Raw genomic sequence first — 18,402 nt, 5'->3', positions numbered from 1 at the left:
GAATAAGATCAAATTAGCGAACAATTTGCATGGCTCTTCCGCCTGCCAACTGACTAAAATATTGTTTAAGCGCTTCAACACAACGCTGAATCTTCATTGGCTGTTGATCGTGTTTTGCGATCTCTGCATATAAAGTGAAAGCTGGGAGTTTCCAATCTGGAAGGATTTCAATTAAAGAACCAGCCTTAAGTTCTTTTTGAGCATCTAAATATAAGATTCTGGCAATACCATGTCCCTGCTGACATAAGGCTTTAGCAACTTGCAAATTATTACTTTGCAAACGACTTACCATCTCTATATGTAATTTTTCACCGGTTTTAGCATGTTGAAAACTAAAACTGCGTGATTCATTCATTGCATTGATAGAAAGCAATTCATGGTTGTTTAAATCATTTGGATGCAAAATCGGGCTTGATTGATTGAGATAGCTGGGAGAGGCTACCAAAATCTGATCAACAAAAGCCATAGGAACTACAGTACTACTCTCTTCTACTGGTGTAGAACTCATACGCACTGCAATATCAATTCGCTCTTCAATTAGATCGATATAACGATGCCCCACTTCAAAATGAACAGATAAACCACGATGGGCAGACATCCAGTGAGATAACGCAGGAATAATGTGCTGAACTGCTAAATCAGGTGTAGTTGCAATACGCAAATCACCAATCAAATCATCTCGCAATTCATTGATTCTGATTTTACCTCTTTCTGCTGCTGCCAACATTTCTTGGCAACTTGAGAAAAAAGCCTGTCCAGCCTCTGTCAAACTAAGTTTTCGAGTAGAACGGTGTAATAAAATTACATCCATTTCATTTTCAAGAGAACGTATTTGCTGACTTACAGCACTTGTTGTAATGCCTAATTCACGTGCCGCACCACTAAATGAACTTTTTTCAACCACACAAGCAAAAACACCCATCGCACGAAGCTGATCTAACATAGGTTTCCTCAAATCTAATTCTAAATTTATAAAAAATGCTTATTGTTGTAATGAAAGCAACCAATTGCATTATACGAGGAAACCTATATTTATTGCATTAGCTAATTTGGTAAAAGATTTGCTGGATTGATTGGTTTACCGTCAAGGCGAATTTGGAACTCAAGCATGACACGAGAAGCCCCTGAAGACCCCATCTCAGCAATCTTTTGGCCCGCGGTTACATTATCTCCACTCTTCACCATCATCTTGCTATTGTGGGCATACGCACTGATATAGCCATCAATATGTTTAATCAAAACGAGATTACCATATTCTTTTAAACCATCGGCTGCGTATACAACTTGACCATCAGCCGCGGCATAAATCGGGTCACCCTGGTTACCACCGTAACGAATTCCTTTGACATTATTCGCCAAATTAAATCCTTGGATCACTGGACCACTATTTGGTTTCACCCAACGCAAGCTTGAACTTGGAACAGAGACACCCACTGTAGTATTGGTAGTTGGTGCAACTGTTCTTGGTGGCGGTGTAGTCACCGTCGTTTTTGGTGGGGTTGTTGTAGTTGTCGGTAATGCAATGGTTTGACGCTTAATTGGTTCTTGTTGCGCCATGACTTGTGTCGACACGGTTTTTGGTGAAGAAGATTTCTTCAATCGTAGTGATTGATTGACATAAATGCGATATGGCGGAGCAATATCATTCATCTCTGCAACACTGAGGTAGTCCAAACCATAACGCATTGCGATACCACTTAAAGTATCACCTGAACGGACGGTGTAATAGTTAGGAGCCATTGAATAGCGAGAACTATTATTAATTTGTGGTTTAGAAGCACACCCTGCCATTGCAACAGTGAAACCTACAGCTACAGACAACATCATAATTTTCATTATATTGTCTCTTTGAATATGCGATCTGCTTTGTTGCCCAGTTAAATGCATCGATCTCCCTCACTAAATGCTACAAATCATTTCGGCTAAGAGTACCAAAAAAGTAAGAGGAAACATGTTCCTCTTTTTCTTTATTCACAAAGTTATAACATTTGGCCCAGATTATTAGCCCAGACTTGCCTGCAAATCTTCTAAAACCGCATAGTTTGTTGCATCCATCTGAATTGGGGTTACGCTTACAAAACCGTTCGCAACCGCAAAAAAGTCAGACTGAACTTGGCTGGCAATACGCTGTGGGTCCGTAACCGCTTCACCTGCTAGACCAATCCAGTAAACCTGCCTTCCTCTTGGGTCAACATGACTTGTAATTGGTTTAGACTGAGCACGACGACCTTGATAGGTAATTTGAGTCCCTTTAAGCTGTGGCACATCCGGAATATTAATATTAAAAATATGTCGCGGCGGTAGCGCAGGTAATCCATTGGCAATAAAGTCATGCACCCACTTGGCTGCTTGAGCATAATCATCTTTATGGTTGTATGAGCGAACATCCGACCCAGCCAAAGAAACCGCAATTGCTGGCTGTTTCATTAAGCGCCCTTCAAAGGCAGCGCCGACTGTTCCAGAGTACAGAACATCATCACCTAAGTTTGCGCCGCTGTTGATTCCACTCACCACCAAGTCAAATTCGAAATCGAATAATCCATTCATAGATAAATAGACGCAATCGGCTGGTGTTCCATTGACTGCCCATACATCTTCAGCAATTTGAATAGGACGTAAAGGACGATCTAGTGTTAACGCACTCGAAAATCCACTTCTTTCACTTTCCGGAGCAACCACGACAACACGGCCTAGTGGTTTTAAGGCTTCAGCTAAAGCTTGTATACCTGGTGCAAATACACCGTCATCATTCGCAATTAGAATATTCACAAAAAATCTTTCTCGACAAATAAACCCAAAGGTTTTCTCAATTGAATTATTTGTTGAATTATATATATTTATGCCTCCATAGCATTATAAAATTGTGAAAAAATGAAAACTTTCGCTCCTTTTTTTCAAGTATTGGGGATCAGTATCACATTGTGTACGCAAACGGTTTTTGCTGATGAGGGTATCTCGACACAAGAAGCTGACAGCTTAATTAAAGATGACATTGCATCTACTCAAGTTTTACAAGAAATTTGCCCTACTTTTGTTGGCGCAAATAAAAATCTTGAAACCAATACTAAAAAGATTATTGCGATGTACCTCGGCGGTTATTCCAATAAAGCAATTACCTTCTCTGCACTGCAAAATGATGCAGAGTATAAAACTTTATTAAATGAAGCTCGCCAAGCTGCAAAAGAAATGGATCATCATGAGCAACATGAACTTTGTGAAGAAGTTGTAAATTACAAAGACTAAGCTTAATTCGCTTTTCTTTGGAGGGTTTTCTGTTTATGTAAAGCAGAAAACCTACATAACAATACATTTTTTCCATTTTTTTAGCGTTTAAATTGTTTAAGCTATCGGCATATTTCAAATTTTTGTTTCAGGTTATCCATGTTTATGAAAAAAAGCTTAGTTCAATCACTTTCTGTTGTTTTACTCATGACAATGGCAACAGTGGGTTATGCTGCTGACAAGAAAAAAACAGCTGAAAAGAAAACTGAAAATGAAAATGTTGTTGAAGTTACACCGACCAAAGGTACTACGCCGGAAGAATTAGCAGCAATTCAAGTACTTTCTGAAATTTGCCCAAGTTTGATTGGTAAAAAAGATGCAGAATTTGCTCAAGGTTATGAGCGTCTTGTTAAAGACTATTTACCAAATGAAGCAGATCCAGTTGCCGCTTTAGAAAAACGTACTAAAGACAAAAGTTTCAAGAAAGTCTTAAAAGAAGCACGTAATGATGCAAAAGCTGCTGGTAACGAGCAAAATACGTTAGTTTGTCAAGACGTAAAAGCTTATCAATCGCAAAACTAAATTAGTTAAAAACTCTCTAGTTACAATACTGTTTGAAAAAGCCGACTTCCCCCATAGAAGTCGGCTTTGCTTTGTCCTAAAATGCTAGGCTCTTCTGCTTCACACAAGATATTGGAATTACCTAGAATGACTCGAAAAAGCGCTATTGCTGCACTCCTCCTCTTACCAAGTTTTTCTTATGCAGCAACTGTCTTATCAGCTCCGCCAGAATTAAATAATAAGTCTTATGTATTAATGGATTACGAGACAGGACAAATTCTCGCTTCTAAAAATGAAAATGAAAAGCTTGCTCCTGCTTCTATGACTAAAATGATGACAAGCTACATCATTGAACAAAAATTATTAAAAGGTGAACTTACCGAGAACGAAAAGGTTCGTATGAACGAATCAGCTTGGTGTAAAGGAAGCAGCGCTGAATCATGTATGTATGTACCATTAAATGGCACAGCTACTGTTTTAGAAATGCTTCGAGGTATTATCATTCAGTCTGGTAATGATGCATCAAAAGCAATGGCTGAACACATTGCCGGAAATGAAGGTACTTTTGCTCACCTGATGAATCAGGAAGCAAAACGTATTGGTATGACAAATACCCAATTTATGAACTCTACAGGCTTACCTGCTGAAGGTCATTATTCAACTGCAAAAGATATGGCAGTTTTAGCTCAGCATATTATTAAAGATAGCTCAAGATACTATCCAATTTACTCTGAGAAAGAATTTACATTTAACGGTATCAAGCAAGGTAACCGTAATGCTTTACTTTACACTGACCCAAGTGTTGATGGTTTAAAAACAGGCCATACAGATGAAGCTGGTTATTGCTTAACGACTTCGAGTAAACGTGGTCCAATGCGTTTAATCTCAGTGATTTTTGGTACCGACAGCGTTAATGAACGTGCTAATCAAACTCGCTCATTGTTGTCTTGGGGCTTTGCAAACTTTGAAACTGCAAATGTTCAACCTGCAAACCAAGTTCTTGCAAAAGCGAAAGTATGGTTCGGTAAAGAAAATGAAGTTCAAATTGGTTTAGCCGAGAACTTTAACGTTACTATGCCTAAAGGCAAAGCAGGCGGTATTAAGACTCAATTAGTTGTACAACCAAACCTTAATGCTCCGCTACAAAAAGGCCAAGTGGTGGGTAAACTTGTTGCAAGTTTAGATGGCAAAGTCATTGCTGAAAAACCTCTTGTTGCATTAAAACCAGTTGAAGAAGCAAGTTTCTTCGCACGTATGATTGACCATATCAAACAATTCTTCAGCAACTTATTCTAAGTTTAGAGTAGTTGGATTAAGCACTCATGCTATTAGCTTGAGTGCTTTTTTATTTTATAATTCGATTAAATTTTATTTTGATGCTTCTCATGACAAAAAACATCCGTCCTTATTTAGATCATCATCCACAAATTGATCCAAGCTGTTACATTGATGAAATGTCAGTGGTTGTTGGTGATGTTAAATTGGCCGAAAATGTTTCGGTTTGGCCTTTTGCAGTCATTCGCGGAGATGTAAATAGTATTCAAATTGGTAAAAACAGTAATGTACAAGACCACTGTATGTTACATGTGAGCCATAAAAATGATGCAAAACCGAATGGTTCACCTCTTATTATTGGTGAAGACGTAACAGTAGGTCATCATGTTACTTTACATGGCTGTACAATTGGCAACCGCGTACTAGTCGGAATTAATACCGTCATTTTAGATGATGTCGTTATTGAAGATGATGTAATGATTGGTGCGGGCAGTTTAGTTCCACCTCGTAAAGTCTTAAAAAGTGGTTATCTATATGTTGGAAGCCCTGTACAGCAAGTACGTCCTCTAACTGAAAAAGAATTGGCATTTTTACCTTATTCAGCAAGACATTATGTAAAAGTGCAAAATAACCATAAAGATAACCAAACAAATTAAAAACGTAGTTAGTTTTTCAAACGATAGAGTTTTTAGAGTGCTCTATCGTTTGTAAGATCACCGTAGCCAAAAACCCCTAAATTTCGTATCATACGACTTTTAAATTCATGGTGCTTTTTTATGGCCGCATGGACTCCTCATGTCACTGTCGCTACAGTCGTAGAAAAAGATGGACGCTATCTTTTTGTCGAAGAACATAGCGAAGGTTTTGTACACACTGTGTTTAATCAACCTGCTGGTCATGTGGAATGTGGTGAAACGCTAACAGAAGCTGCTATTCGTGAAACACTTGAAGAAACGGGTCATCATGTTGAGATAGATGCCTTACTTGGTATTTATACATATACCCCACCCATGTTTCCGGACCGTACTTACTATCGCTTCTGCTTTTTAGCACATGTCACTCAAGTCGAAAGCGACCCTAAACTTGATACAGGTATTGTTTCTGCTGTCTGGATGACTCTAGATGAGCTTCAAGAATCTGCCCGTGCTCGTAGTCCTTTGGTCATTAAAGCCATTGAAGATGCTATAAAAGGCCACCATTATCCTTTAGCTCTTATTTATGAGCACCCTTTCTCTCCCTCATTAACTTCTCATTTGGATGCCTAGTCCTATGCAACAACGTGTCATCGTCGGTATGTCTGGTGGCGTAGATTCATCTGTTTCTGCGGCACTCTTACTTCAACAGGGTTATCAAGTTGAAGGTCTTTTCATGAAAAACTGGGAGGAAGATGACGGCACGGAATACTGTACAGCAATGGAAGATTTAGCCGATGCTCAAGCAGTAGCTGATAAAATCGGTATTAAACTCCATACTGCAAACTTTGCTATGGAATATTGGGATCGTGTATTCGAACACTTCTTGGCTGAATATGCAGCGGGTCGTACCCCAAACCCAGATATCTTGTGTAATAAAGAAATTAAGTTTCGTGCATTTTTAGACCATGCTATGACTTTAGGCGCAGATTTCATTGCAACAGGTCATTATGCTCGTCGTGCTGAAACTGCTTACAACTCTAAAGGTGAAGCATATGCACCTTTATTACGTGGTTTAGATAACAACAAAGACCAAACCTATTTTTTACATGCAGTGCATGGGCGTGAAATTAATAAAACCCTGTTCCCTATAGGCGAAATTGAAAAACCGGAAGTTCGTAGAATTGCCGAAGAACTGGACTTAGCAACTGCGAAGAAAAAAGATTCAACTGGTATATGTTTTATCGGTGAACGCCGTTTTAATGACTTCCTTAAACAATATTTACCCGCTCAACCAGGTAAAATTGTATTGGATAACGGTAAAGAAGTTGGTGAACATCACGGTCTGATGTACTATACGCTCGGTCAGCGTGGTGGTATTGGTCTAGGCGGTATGAAAGGTGCAGCAGAAGGTGCATGGTTTGTACTTCATAAAGACGTAGCAAATAACCGTTTAGTTGTAGGCCAAGGACATGAACACCCACTGATGCAAAGTACACAGCTTTGGAGTGAGTCCATTGACTGGGTAGCAGGTGAACAACATATTCCGTCTGAAGGATTACGTTGTACCGCTAAAACACGTTATCGCCAGCCTGATCAGGCTTGCACAGTGTTTATTGATGAAAATAGTGAACACGGTATTCGTGTTGAGTTTGATGAACCTCAACGCGCAGTTACACCGGGTCAAAGTGTTGTATTTTATTCAGATGAAGTTTGCCTAGGCGGGGGTGTGATTCACCATACAAATGCCCCTACACCAAATTTTATTTAAGGGAATGAGTGGCATGGTGGAGTTACCCTTTCAACAATCACAAGCCTTGAATGTTCGCCAAAACCGTGCCCTTGCTTTAGCTGGGGTATTCCAAGCGACCCAGCTTACACATATGACTGCTATGACAGGTCAGCAAAGTATTGGTGAAAGTGGTAACTTCTATTTTGAGTTATTAATAAAGGCGAGTTTAAATATTCGCCCTACAACAAATAATAATACCGTTCAGACTTTAGATTTTTTTAATCAACTGGCTGATATTTCGTTAGGTCTTAAAACACTCGAAAATTGTATTACCCAGCCTTTTACCAATGCGCCTAAGTCTCGTTTGCCTAAAATGCGTAGTGCAAAGCTTCCTATGTCTTACGCAATGTCACTTTTGCAATTAGAAAAAAAGGTCTATAGCAATCCTGAATATGTGGCAGTTATTGAAAAAGCGCAGCAGAAGATTTTAAAACAGCTTTCTTTTTTCGATAATAACTATTTACACCCAAGTATTTTAGCCAATTTGGCGCAAACCTATGTTGATACTGCCGGGCAAATTAATCCACGCATTTTAGTTCGTGGTAATGCTGAGGCATTTAAAGATACCAACCATACCAACCGTATTCGTGCTTGTCTGTTTACAGGGCTACAAATGGCTCATTTATGGCGACAACTCGGCGGTAGTTCATGGAACATGATTTTTAGCAAACGTAAATTGCTACAGGATATTCAAGCACTTGCTCGCTTACAGTACCAAGTTATCTAAGTCTGTAACGAGATTATTTTTGTTTTATGTTTATTCCAGCATTAAGGAATCGTTATGAACGCTTTAACCGCACTATCACCATTAGATGGACGTTATGCCAGCAAATGTGATGCGCTACGCCCTTTTCTTTCTGAGTTTGGTTTAATTCATGCTCGTGTCACTGTAGAAGTGCGTTGGTTACAAGCGCTTTCTAACCGTCCAGAAATTATTGAAGTTGCTCCTTTCTCAGCTGAAACAAATGCAGCTCTAGATGCAATCGTAAGCAACTTCTCTGAAGAAGATGCGAATCGCATTAAAGAAATTGAACGTACAACTAACCATGACGTAAAAGCAGTTGAATATTTCTTGAAAGAGAAAATTGCTGGTATTGCTGAATTACAAAATGCGGGTGAGTTCATTCACTTCGCTTGTACATCAGAAGACATCAACAACTTGTCTCATGCGCTTATGCTTAAAAACGGACGTGAAGTTTTAGTATCAAGCATGAAGCAAATTTTAAATGCAATTTCTGCTTTAGCAACGACTCATGCTGAACAACCTATGTTGTCTCGTACACATGGTCAAACTGCTAGCCCAACAACTTTGGGTAAAGAAATGGCGAACGTTGCATATCGTTTAGCTCGCCAAATCAAGCAATTTGAAAATGTTGAGTTACTCGGCAAAATCAATGGTGCAGTAGGTAACTACAATGCTCACCTTTCTGCTTACCCAGACGTTGATTGGCCAGCACACTCACAAGCTTTTGTTGAATCTTTAGGTTTAACATTTAACCCATACACAACTCAAATTGAGCCACATGACTACATGGCTGAGTTGTTTGATGCGTTACGTCGTTACAATACAATTTTGATCGACTTTAACCGTGATGTATGGGGTTATATCTCTTTAGGTTACTTCAAACAAAAACTTAAAGAAGGTGAAGTTGGTTCTTCAACTATGCCGCACAAAGTTAACCCAATCGACTTTGAAAACTCTGAAGGTAACTTAGGCATTGCAAATGCAGTGTTGGCTCACTTAGGCGAAAAATTACCAATTTCTCGCTGGCAGCGTGACTTAACTGACTCAACTGTACTTCGTAACATGGGTGTTGGTTTTGCTCAAAGCTTAATTGCTTTTGATGCTTGCTTAAAAGGTATTGGTAAACTTGAACTCAATGCAAACCGCTTAAATGAAGACCTTGACCAAGCTCAAGAAGTTCTTGCAGAACCAATTCAAACAGTTATGCGTCGTTATAACGTTGAAAAACCATACGAGAAGTTAAAAGCTTTAACTCGTGGTCAAGCAATGACTCGTGACATGATGGTTGACTTCGTAAATGGTAATGAACTTGCTCAAGTACCAAGCGAAGAACGTGCTCGTTTAGCTGAGCTTACACCTGCAACTTACACAGGTAATGCAGCTGAACAAGCAAAACAAATTAACGATTTAATTAGCAAAATCTAATTAAAAAAGTTATAAAAAGCGAAGCTTAGGCTTCGCTTTTTTATTACACTCATATAAATCAGAATAAAGACTTATCTAGAAGATGATCGAAAAAGAATTCAAAGTTAAACACTATATTGCGCTTGGCCTGCTTTTTATTGCCATTATCATTTCAGGTATTCAACCACTTGAGTTTGAGGCTTATTTACTTCATCAAGCTGGCACTGTTTTTATGGTGATTCTGCTTTTTATTATTTTCAAAAAAATTGGACTCGATTTCTTAAGTTTCACTTTTTATCTACTGTTTTTATTAATCCATATTATTGGCGCTCACTATCTCTACTCATACGTTCCGTATAATGACTGGATTCAACACATCTTTCATTTTAACTTAGATGAGTACATGGGCTGGTCTCGTAATATGTATGATCGTTTAGTTCATTTTGCCTATGGTGTTTTACTCTACCCTCTTATTTATCGTGTATTCCAAGTATGGTTGCCGACTGCACGACCTTTTTCGCTATTTTTACTTGTAGTCCAATTCGTGATGGCATCAAGTGTCTTTTATGAACTGATCGAATGGGCAATCGCAATTGGGTTATCACCTGAACAAGCAGAAAACTATAATGGGCAACAAGGTGATATGTGGGATGCTCATAAAGATATGTTACTCGCCACAATTGGCGCAATCCTCTATGGGCTTTTCACCTTGATAACATCACCTAAATTAGACAATAAACCGTAAATAAAAAGCGCTCATTGAGCGCTTTTTATTTGTTACCAAACGGCCTGTTAAACAACCGGATAGGTTTGCTCTAACATGTTTTGCAAAGGTGAAGAAGTCGTATTTGGCAAAAGATGATCAAGATTTGTTGTCTGATCCATTGAAGTATTTACATCATTTTGCTCAGGAGTCTGCGTCGTTTTTAATGCTGTCGATGATAGAAGTTTTGAGACAGGATCTGATTCGTTTAAAGAAGAGCTTTTTAGCAAATCATCTACAGGAACAGTTTTCTGCTGACTAGTCGGCTCAGTTGTCGTAGTTTGCGCAACCTTTAAAGTATGTAACCCAACACTATCTGCCAAAGATGGAGCTTCTGTACTTAAAGTATTGACTGAAGCATCGGCCAGACTCGCGACCTTCGGTGCAACCACATAAAAAGTAAATGGAGAGCTTGCTTCACTGGTCAGCCCTGCTGCATCGGTTTGGGTTAAAGTAATGCTGTGCTTACCAAGAGTTAAGTCTTTATCAAAAGTAAATGACCAAGATCTACCAGCCGTTACAGTCACCACCCCAATTGCAACACCATTATCATAAATCGTAAGTGTCGCATTTGCTTCACCTGAACCCGTAAGTTTTGGCCTAGCATCGTCAGTTTCCGAACCTGCCGCGATAGCGCCTTTGATGTCACCTACATCATCTTCTACACTGTTTAAGATAGGTTTGGTTGGAGGTATAGTATCTTTTATACCCACAATATCCAGACTTTCAGATCTATTTCCTGCACTATCAATCGCAGAAACAGCACCATGGTTGTTATCAGTCAATGCTGGCGAAATAGTAATGGTAAATTTTCCATTCGCATCTGCTGTTCCAGTACCAATCACTTTACCAGTTGCATCTTTAATTTCAATTTTGGCATTGGCTTCCGCTGTACCAGTTACTGAAGTGCCATCTGCATTAATTTGAGCCGTTGGTTTATCTGGTGCAATCGAGTCAAAACCTGGCTTAATTTCGACAGGCTTAGACGTATTACCGGCTGCATCTTCAACAACTACGGTGCCTTTTTGAGACTCTTTTAAAGCAGGTGAAAGCGTAATTTGAAAGTCACCTTGGGCATCCGCCATGCCAGATCCAATGACATTGCCATCGGCATCTTTGATTTGAACTTTTGCATTGGCTTCAGTTTTACCATGTATTACCGACCCTTCTTTGTTGACTTCAACAAAAGGAGAAGCTGGTGGCACGGTGTCTTTACCTGCAATAATTTTAACTTCTTCAGATTTATTACCAGCAGCATCTTCAGCAATAACTTTACCGCCCGCCTCACCAGTTAATGGCGGAGTAAGTTTTAAAGAATAAATACCATCTTTATTTGCAAAAACAGAACCTAGTACTTTGCCAGTGGCATCATAAACTGTAATTTTTGCATTTGCCTCTGCTTTACCAGTCAATAATGAACCATCATCGCTTAATTGGGCCTGTGGAGTATCTGGAGGTATTGTATCTTTTGTACCTGTTACAACAGTCGCTTTAGAGCTATTTCCAGCCGCATCTTGGGCAATAACATTTAATTTGTCCCCATTCACTAGAGGCTTATCTAATTTAATCGTGTAGTTACCACTTGCATCTGCAACACCCGATGCGACTGTATTGCCTGCAGCATCTTTAAGATAGATTTTTGCATTTGCTTCAGTTTTACCAGTCACTGTCACGGTATCATCAGCAAGCGTAGCGGTAGGAGCAGCAGGCGCGATTAAATCAGGTGCACTTGCTGAGTCATCCTTATCATCTTTCTTAAAAGCCCAAAGATATAATCCTTCCACAGCTAGAACTGCTAGACCAGCTTTGAGTACATTACCCATTGAAAAACTTGGATCACCATCAACCGCCATAGTTGCAGCTGTTGAACTCGTACTGGCATAGCCCAAATCTGTAACGTGATTTAAGCCTTTATAATCGATCACTTTGCCTTGGGCATCAAACTGTGCTTCAACAAACTTCCCTTGTTCTGTTGGAAAAACAAGTGAATGCTCTGTTGTATTCGTTGCTTCATTAAAGAAATTTTCTAAGACAATGGTCTCTCCATTTTTTAAATGGATGACTAGGCGTCCACCCTGTTTTTCCATCGATGCAATATCTTTTTGACTTACACCAATTTGAATAATAGTAGGCTGGTTTAAAATTACTTTATTGAGCTGACCATCTTGCAGAACGTCCAAACCCTCTTTGGATGCCACAATTATTCTTGTCATTATTTCCTATCCTGAATTTCAGTTATATTTTTAAATGTGTAACTTTTTAAATGAAACATCTAAAAGCTATTTTATTGTTGCCTAAAATATCAAAATCACTTATCTATCACAATTCAATAAGTATATTTATCAACAATATTTTTTGAATTCTCATTAAAAAATATAACTTCAAACAGGATTCATATGCACCTTATATATTACATCCTTAAATAAATAAAGCTAAAAGCTCCGACAAGAACTAACACCAATAATGTCATAAATTTTGTTATTTTTTTATCTGCTAATGTCATTTTAAGCATAGTCCAGCCTTGAAAGCGTTTAGCAAGAATGCTATTTAAAATAAGCGTTGAAAGATGCAATATAACCAAAGCTAAAAATAAATTTGCAAAAAATGAATGTAAGTCTCTCAAAGAATAAGTAAAGTGCTCTGTTCCATATCCAAGTACTACAACAATAGGAATGAGTATGAAAATAAATACAATCGAAGCTTGAAATAACCCAATACTGATCAATTGAATTGAATTTTTCGAAAAAATACTTACTGAATTTGCATGACTAAACGGCTTTTTAATTGCGTTGAATGCCATATTGCTTCGCTTCTTTATGCCAAATGGCGTAGTATTTGAAATACGTGGACTTAAAAAATGCCAGATAACCCGTGTGGTAATACTCATCAGGAGGATATAACCAAACATCATATGCACCTGATGTAAGTCCTCACTATCCCCCGTAAAATAAGCACCAACAAACGCAACCATAATAATGATGTGCAAGATTCTTATAAGAATATCAATATGAGATAAAGCCTTTGACATTACAAAACTCAAAAATTTAAAAATAACCACAACTTTGGCAATTGAAACTTAAACAAATATTAATCAAATTGGTTTAATCACTCCCATAAAAAAGAGCACCTATAAAGGTACTCTTTCGTTAAAAATATATCTTAATTAAAACTTCGTATCGCGCATTTGCACTAAAGTTGAATTCGCTTTTGCCAATGTATCTGCAACTTTATTCATTACCGCCGGAATCAAACTATCTGCCATTTGTGCAGCTTGTAGACCTAACTTTTCACCCAAAGTTGCCTTTTTACGTGTATTAATCACATAGACATCATGCTGAGGTAACAACGCTAATAGATACTCATCAGAAGTTTCTAATTTATCTACAAGGTTTAAATCAAGCGCGTCTTGTCCATACCAATGCTCACCTGTAGCAACTTTGTCTACATTAAGCTGTGGACGATACTTCTCTACAAAGTGCTTAAACAAGATATGTGTTTGTTGTAGTTCTTCTTCAAACTTCGCTTTACCTTCAGGCGTATTTTCACCAAACATAGTCACAGTACGCTTATATTGCCCTGCTGTGTAAAGTTCGAAGTCAACGTTATGCTCTTTTAAAAGACGATTGAAATTTGGAACCTGAGCAACGACACCAATCGAACCAACAACAGCAAATGGTGCAGAAATAATTTCATTTGCAATACAAGCCATCATATAGCCGCCACTTGCAGCGACCTTGTCAACACAAATCGTTAAATGAAAGCCTGCATCACGTAAACGAACCAATTGAGCTGCTGCTAGTCCATAACCATGAACCATACCACCCGGACTTTCAAGACGTACCACTACGCGGTCACGTCCAGCTTTAGCGGTAGCTAAAATAAGTGTGATTTCTTCACGAAGGTTTTCAACCGCAGATGCTTGAATGTCACCTTTAAAATCTAAAACAAAAATTTTCTGGTTGTTCTTACGGCGAATTTTAGCTTCTTTTGCAAGTTGTTGAGCCAATTGTAAAAGCTCTAAACGACTTGCTGTGGTTTGTGCAATTTTTTTTCTCTGTTCATTTACACGTGCATTTAAATGACTAACACGTATTTCCGCAGGGAGTTTAGGCAAATGGAATAACATAAAATTCTATGCTCATAAGTTTGTCTTTATAGCCTTAAGATGTGGTTCTTTTGATTAAAATTCAATAGCGATTTTGCAAAATAGATTCATTTTCATTTATTAAATAAAAAAAGAGCACAAGGCTCTTTTCTTTTACAGCTAGAAATTAACCGAAACGGCCAGTAATGTACGCTTCTGTCAATTGATGGTCAGGTTGCGTGAATACTTTTTCTGTAGAGTTTACTTCGATCAAATCACCTAAATGGAAGTAAGCTGTACGGTCTGAAACACGTGCCGCTTGTTGCATTGAGTGCGTTACAATCACAATCGTATATTGATCAGAAAGTTCTGAAATAAGCTCTTCCACTTTTGCTGTTGCAATTGGGTCAAGTGCAGAACATGGTTCATCCATCAAAATGACTTCAGGACTTACCGCAATCGTACGTGCAATACATAAACGTTGTTGCTGACCACCAGATAAGCCTGTACCTGGCTGATTCAAACGGTCTTTCACTTCTTCCCATAAGCCCGCTTTACGCAAGCTATTTTCAACAATTTCTTCTAAGTCATATTTGTCACGTGCTAAACCATGTAGCTTTGGTCCATATGCAACGTTATCAAAAATAGACTTAGGAAACGGGTTTGGCTTTTGGAATACCATACCCACCTGAGCACGTAGCAATACAACGTCCAGATTTGGATCATAGATATTTTTATTATCTAAAGTGATCTTACCTGTTACACGGCAGCCATCAATCGTGTCATTCATACGGTTTAAAGTACGTAGGAAAGTTGATTTACCACAACCTGATGGTCCAATGAATGCAATCACTTCATTTTGGTAGATATCTAAATCAATGCCTTTAATCGCTTCAAAGTCGCCATAATAAACATGGGCATCTTGTGCACTAATTTTGATTTCAGTTGAGTTCTGCTTTTTTGAAGTTTGTGGTTCAAAATGCGAAACATATGAAGTGCCATGATTCTGCGGCTTATCTGTAAATTGAGATTGTTCAGTATTCACTAACTTATCCTTTTCTAAGGAATTCGTAATATCAATAGTATTCATTATTTATCCTCTATTACCAACGCACTTCGAACTTTTTACGTAACCAAATTGCAAGGCTGTTTAAACCAATCATTAATGCAAGAAGTACGATAATCGCAGCAGCAGTACGGCCTTCGAAGAAGTTACGCAACTCATTACCCTGCCATAAGTAAACTTGAACAGGTAAAGCAGTTGCTTGATCAAATGGAGTGGTTGGAATACTTGCAACGAATGCACTCATTCCGATTAAAAGTAACGGCGCAGTTTCACCAAGCGCATGTGCAACACCAATAATTGAACCTGTCATGATGCCCGGCATAGCCAAAGGTAAAACATGATGGAAAACGGTTTGTACTTTTGAAGCACCTAAACCAAGTGCAGCTTGTCGAATTGATGGTGGGACAGCTTTTAAAGACGCACGGGTTGTAATAATAACTGTTGGCAGTGTCATTAAACTTAATACCAAACCACCGACAAATGGAGCCGACAGTGGTAAATGCATCCAACCAATGAAAATAGCTGCACCAAGTAAACCGAACACAATTGAAGGAACAGCTGCAAGGTTATTAATGTTGACTTCAATAATGTCTGTAAGGACATTCTTAGGAGCAAACTCTTCCAGATAAATAGCACTCGCCACACCAATTGGAATTGAAATAATGATCACAATCAGCATCATGAATAACGAGCCCATGAATGCACCTGCAAGACCACTAATTGCTGGTGAACTACGAGAGTCCGGATTTTTAAATAAGTTGGTATTAAACGTATTTTCGAGAATACCTTTTGCTTTCAAATCATCTGCGAGCTTACGGATTTCCGGATCAAGCTGTTGCTGGTCATCTGGTAATGAACGGTCAATATTGCCTTTTAACCATACATCTACGTTAGCATCGCCCAAGAAAGTAAGGTTCTCTTTTTTACCAATCAGCGATGGGTCGGCAAATACCATGTCACGCAAACGATAAGCTTCTGAGCTTGCATAAAGGCTACGTAAAGAATCACGTTGCGACTCAAGTGAAGGATCTTTAGCGACCATACCATTTACGATCAGGCTATCCCAATCCACCATACCCATTTTTGTTTGCCAAGCTACATAACGTTCTTGGTAATGCGCAGGTGTTTCACCTTGAGTACGTGCTGGCAATGGACCGGCATCAATCACTTTAGGATCGAAGTAAACTGGTACATTCATACTGGTTTGCCAAAAAGCAGGTAAACCTTTTGCCAAAATACTACCAAACAATAGCGCTACGAATGCAAGACCAATAACCACTGCCGATAAACCAGCAAAACGGAAAGCTTTTTCTTTGCGGTGACGTTTAGCCAATGACTTTTCAATCACTTTTTTACGGCGATCACGTGCTTGAGCAGCAGCTTGTGGATCAAATACGTTCTGATCCATAGGAGACGATGTATTTGATGTACTCATTCGTATTGCTCACGGTATTTACGCACAATGTACAGTGCAACAATGTTTAATCCCAAGGTGATTACAAAGAGTGTTAAACCCAGTGCAAATGCCACCAAGGCCTGTGGGCTTGCAAAATCGGTATCGCCAGTTAACTGTTTTACGATGGTTACAGTCACTGTCGAAACAGCTTCAAACGGATTTGCATGTAGAAGTGGACTGTTCCCCGCTGCCAAAACCACAATCATGGTTTCCCCCACGGCACGTGATACAGCCAATAAAAAGGCCCCTGTAATACCCGGTAATGCTGCTGGTAAAACCACTTGGCGAATTGTTTCTGATTTGGTTGCGCCAAGTCCGAGTGAACCATCACGAAGTGCACGAGGAACTTGAGTAATAATGTCATCAGACAAAGATGAAACGAATGGGATAATCATGATTCCCATTACGAAACCAGCAGTCAGTGCACTGGTTGCGTTAATTTCAATACCAATATGAGCACCCACAGCTTTAAAGAATGGACCAATAATCATCATGGCAAAAACACCATAAACAATTGTTGGAATACCCGCTAAAACTTCAATCGTTGGTTTTGCCCATGAGCGTAACCATGGTGAAGCATATTCAGCTAAATAAATGGCAATCATTAAGCCAACAGGTACAGCAACCAATAAAGCAATACCACTGACCATGAGCGTACCCCATAGCAATGGTAATAACCCATAACTACCTTCAGCGTTGCCTGAAGTACTAAAGCCAGGGTTCCATTCTGTACCAAAGAAAAAGTCAATTGGACTTACAAAATGGAAGAAGCGCATTGCTTCACCAAACATCGACATTACGATGCCGATTGTGGTTAAAATTGCTACACCAGAACACAAAATCAAACCAACATTAATGGCACGTTCAACTTGGTTACGTGCACGATATTCTTGGCTGATTTTTTTCTTTGCCCAGACTAAACCCAATAATGCAGCACATACAACAACGGCAAATTTGGCAAAAGAGCCAATAGTTTGAAATTTTGCATATTGCTGAGCAGCAGCCAACTCATAAGCTGCAGGATGATCACTTACCCCAAAACCAGAAGCAATCGCTTGAACTCGATCAACAAGTACGCTTCTTGCTGCTTCATCAAGAGAAGCTGACACAGAAGCTGGAACATTATTAAAGATAATATGATTTAAAATATTTGGTTCAACTAAGTTCCAAATCATCAAAATTAAAAAAGCAGGGATACCGCACCAAAGTCCAACCAGTGCGCCATAATAACCAGGACGAGAATGTAATGTCGCCGAGTTGCTTCCCTTACCTGCTAGGTTACGGCTTTTTCTCAGCCCAAGTTGATATGCAATTGCCACAAGGGCTAACAACACACCGATAAGTAGCAGATTCATGTATTCTCCACTGTTTTCTCAATTGTCATAATTTGGGAAAAACGTGT

General features: G+C 39.0%; 18 protein-coding genes. 9 read left to right on the top strand and 9 right to left on the bottom strand.

Features of this window, described 5'->3' with window-relative positions:
* Window positions 1-13: 13 nt before the first annotated feature.
* The 3 genes from ACIF8R_RS00415 to surE form a co-directional block, all read right to left on the bottom strand.
* On the bottom strand, window positions 14-943 hold the full coding sequence (locus ACIF8R_RS00415; RefSeq protein WP_263614299.1) for a LysR family transcriptional regulator: 930 nt from the start codon (window positions 941-943) through the stop codon (window positions 14-16).
* Window positions 944-1,044: 101 nt separating this feature from the next.
* Window positions 1,045-1,887, bottom strand: coding sequence for a peptidoglycan DD-metalloendopeptidase family protein (locus ACIF8R_RS00410; protein WP_311069369.1), 843 nt, complete (start codon window positions 1,885-1,887; stop codon window positions 1,045-1,047).
* Between the two features lie 114 nt (window positions 1,888-2,001).
* Window positions 2,002-2,769: a 5'/3'-nucleotidase SurE gene (surE, locus tag ACIF8R_RS00405; RefSeq protein WP_396478359.1), complete on the bottom strand. Its 768-nt coding sequence runs from the start codon at window positions 2,767-2,769 to the stop codon at window positions 2,002-2,004.
* Window positions 2,770-2,871: 102 nt separating this feature from the next.
* Here surE and ACIF8R_RS00400 point away from each other — a divergent pair, with 102 nt between their 5' ends.
* From ACIF8R_RS00400 to ACIF8R_RS00360, 9 genes are all read left to right on the top strand, one after another.
* Window positions 2,872-3,243 carry an MCR_0457 family protein gene (locus ACIF8R_RS00400; RefSeq protein ID WP_263614301.1) on the top strand — a complete coding sequence of 124 codons (372 nt, stop codon included), beginning with the start codon at window positions 2,872-2,874 and terminating at the stop codon, window positions 3,241-3,243.
* Window positions 3,244-3,381: 138 nt separating this feature from the next.
* Window positions 3,382-3,804: an MCR_0457 family protein gene (locus ACIF8R_RS00395; RefSeq protein ID WP_263614302.1), complete on the top strand. Its 423-nt coding sequence runs from the start codon at window positions 3,382-3,384 to the stop codon at window positions 3,802-3,804.
* Between the two features lie 126 nt (window positions 3,805-3,930).
* The gene (gene dacC / locus ACIF8R_RS00390; RefSeq protein WP_174722975.1) at window positions 3,931-5,079 is read left to right on the top strand and encodes a D-alanyl-D-alanine carboxypeptidase PBP5/6; all 1,149 of its coding nucleotides are present in this window, start codon (window positions 3,931-3,933) and stop codon (window positions 5,077-5,079) included.
* A gap of 89 nt (window positions 5,080-5,168) precedes the next feature.
* Window positions 5,169-5,714: a gamma carbonic anhydrase family protein gene (locus tag ACIF8R_RS00385; protein ID WP_004707665.1), complete on the top strand. Its 546-nt coding sequence runs from the start codon at window positions 5,169-5,171 to the stop codon at window positions 5,712-5,714.
* A 120-nt stretch (window positions 5,715-5,834) separates the two neighbouring features.
* Window positions 5,835-6,323 carry an NUDIX hydrolase gene (locus ACIF8R_RS00380; protein ID WP_174722977.1) on the top strand — a complete coding sequence of 163 codons (489 nt, stop codon included), beginning with the start codon at window positions 5,835-5,837 and terminating at the stop codon, window positions 6,321-6,323.
* A gap of 4 nt (window positions 6,324-6,327) precedes the next feature.
* On the top strand, window positions 6,328-7,461 hold the full coding sequence (gene mnmA, locus ACIF8R_RS00375) for a tRNA 2-thiouridine(34) synthase MnmA (protein ID WP_396478357.1): 1,134 nt from the start codon (window positions 6,328-6,330) through the stop codon (window positions 7,459-7,461).
* 13 nt (window positions 7,462-7,474) lie between these two features.
* A complete protein-coding gene (gene hflD / locus ACIF8R_RS00370) occupies window positions 7,475-8,209 on the top strand; it encodes a high frequency lysogenization protein HflD (protein WP_311086837.1) in 735 nt (244 codons plus the stop codon).
* Window positions 8,210-8,263: 54 nt separating this feature from the next.
* On the top strand, window positions 8,264-9,652 hold the full coding sequence (purB, locus tag ACIF8R_RS00365) for an adenylosuccinate lyase (protein ID WP_002052704.1): 1,389 nt from the start codon (window positions 8,264-8,266) through the stop codon (window positions 9,650-9,652).
* An 82-nt stretch (window positions 9,653-9,734) separates the two neighbouring features.
* Window positions 9,735-10,376, top strand: coding sequence for a DUF2238 domain-containing protein (locus ACIF8R_RS00360; RefSeq protein WP_396478355.1), 642 nt, complete (start codon window positions 9,735-9,737; stop codon window positions 10,374-10,376).
* A 47-nt stretch (window positions 10,377-10,423) separates the two neighbouring features.
* Here ACIF8R_RS00360 and blp2 read toward each other — a convergent pair whose 3' ends face one another.
* The 6 genes from blp2 to pstC all read right to left on the bottom strand — a co-directional run bounded on the left by blp2 (window position 10,424) and on the right by pstC (window position 18,355).
* Window positions 10,424-12,607 (bottom strand): Ig-like repeat protein Blp2, encoded by a 2,184-nt coding sequence (gene blp2 / locus ACIF8R_RS00355; RefSeq protein WP_396478353.1) that lies wholly within the window; start codon window positions 12,605-12,607, stop codon window positions 10,424-10,426.
* Between the two features lie 197 nt (window positions 12,608-12,804).
* A complete protein-coding gene (locus ACIF8R_RS00350) occupies window positions 12,805-13,422 on the bottom strand; it encodes a cytochrome b/b6 domain-containing protein (protein ID WP_396478351.1) in 618 nt (205 codons plus the stop codon).
* Between the two features lie 135 nt (window positions 13,423-13,557).
* Window positions 13,558-14,520, bottom strand: a complete 963-nt coding sequence (gene sohB / locus ACIF8R_RS00345; protein ID WP_077169542.1) for a protease SohB — start codon at window positions 14,518-14,520, stop codon at window positions 13,558-13,560.
* 145 nt (window positions 14,521-14,665) lie between these two features.
* Window positions 14,666-15,568 carry a phosphate ABC transporter ATP-binding protein PstB gene (gene pstB, locus ACIF8R_RS00340; protein ID WP_396478349.1) on the bottom strand — a complete coding sequence of 301 codons (903 nt, stop codon included), beginning with the start codon at window positions 15,566-15,568 and terminating at the stop codon, window positions 14,666-14,668.
* 13 nt (window positions 15,569-15,581) lie between these two features.
* Window positions 15,582-16,979: a phosphate ABC transporter permease PstA gene (pstA, locus tag ACIF8R_RS00335; protein ID WP_077169543.1), complete on the bottom strand. Its 1,398-nt coding sequence runs from the start codon at window positions 16,977-16,979 to the stop codon at window positions 15,582-15,584.
* The gene (gene pstC / locus ACIF8R_RS00330) at window positions 16,976-18,355 is read right to left on the bottom strand and encodes a phosphate ABC transporter permease subunit PstC (protein WP_002052700.1); all 1,380 of its coding nucleotides are present in this window, start codon (window positions 18,353-18,355) and stop codon (window positions 16,976-16,978) included. Before pstC ends, pstA begins: the two co-directional genes overlap by 4 nt.
* Window positions 18,356-18,402: the final 47 nt, after the last annotated feature.

The sequence above is a fragment of the Acinetobacter sp. ABJ_C4_1 genome, assembly GCF_044538495.1.
Taxonomy (GTDB): Bacteria; Pseudomonadota; Gammaproteobacteria; order Pseudomonadales; family Moraxellaceae; genus Acinetobacter; species Acinetobacter nosocomialis_A.
Note: the sequence above shows the minus strand (reverse complement) of the source record. Positions and strands in the feature narration are given on the sequence as shown.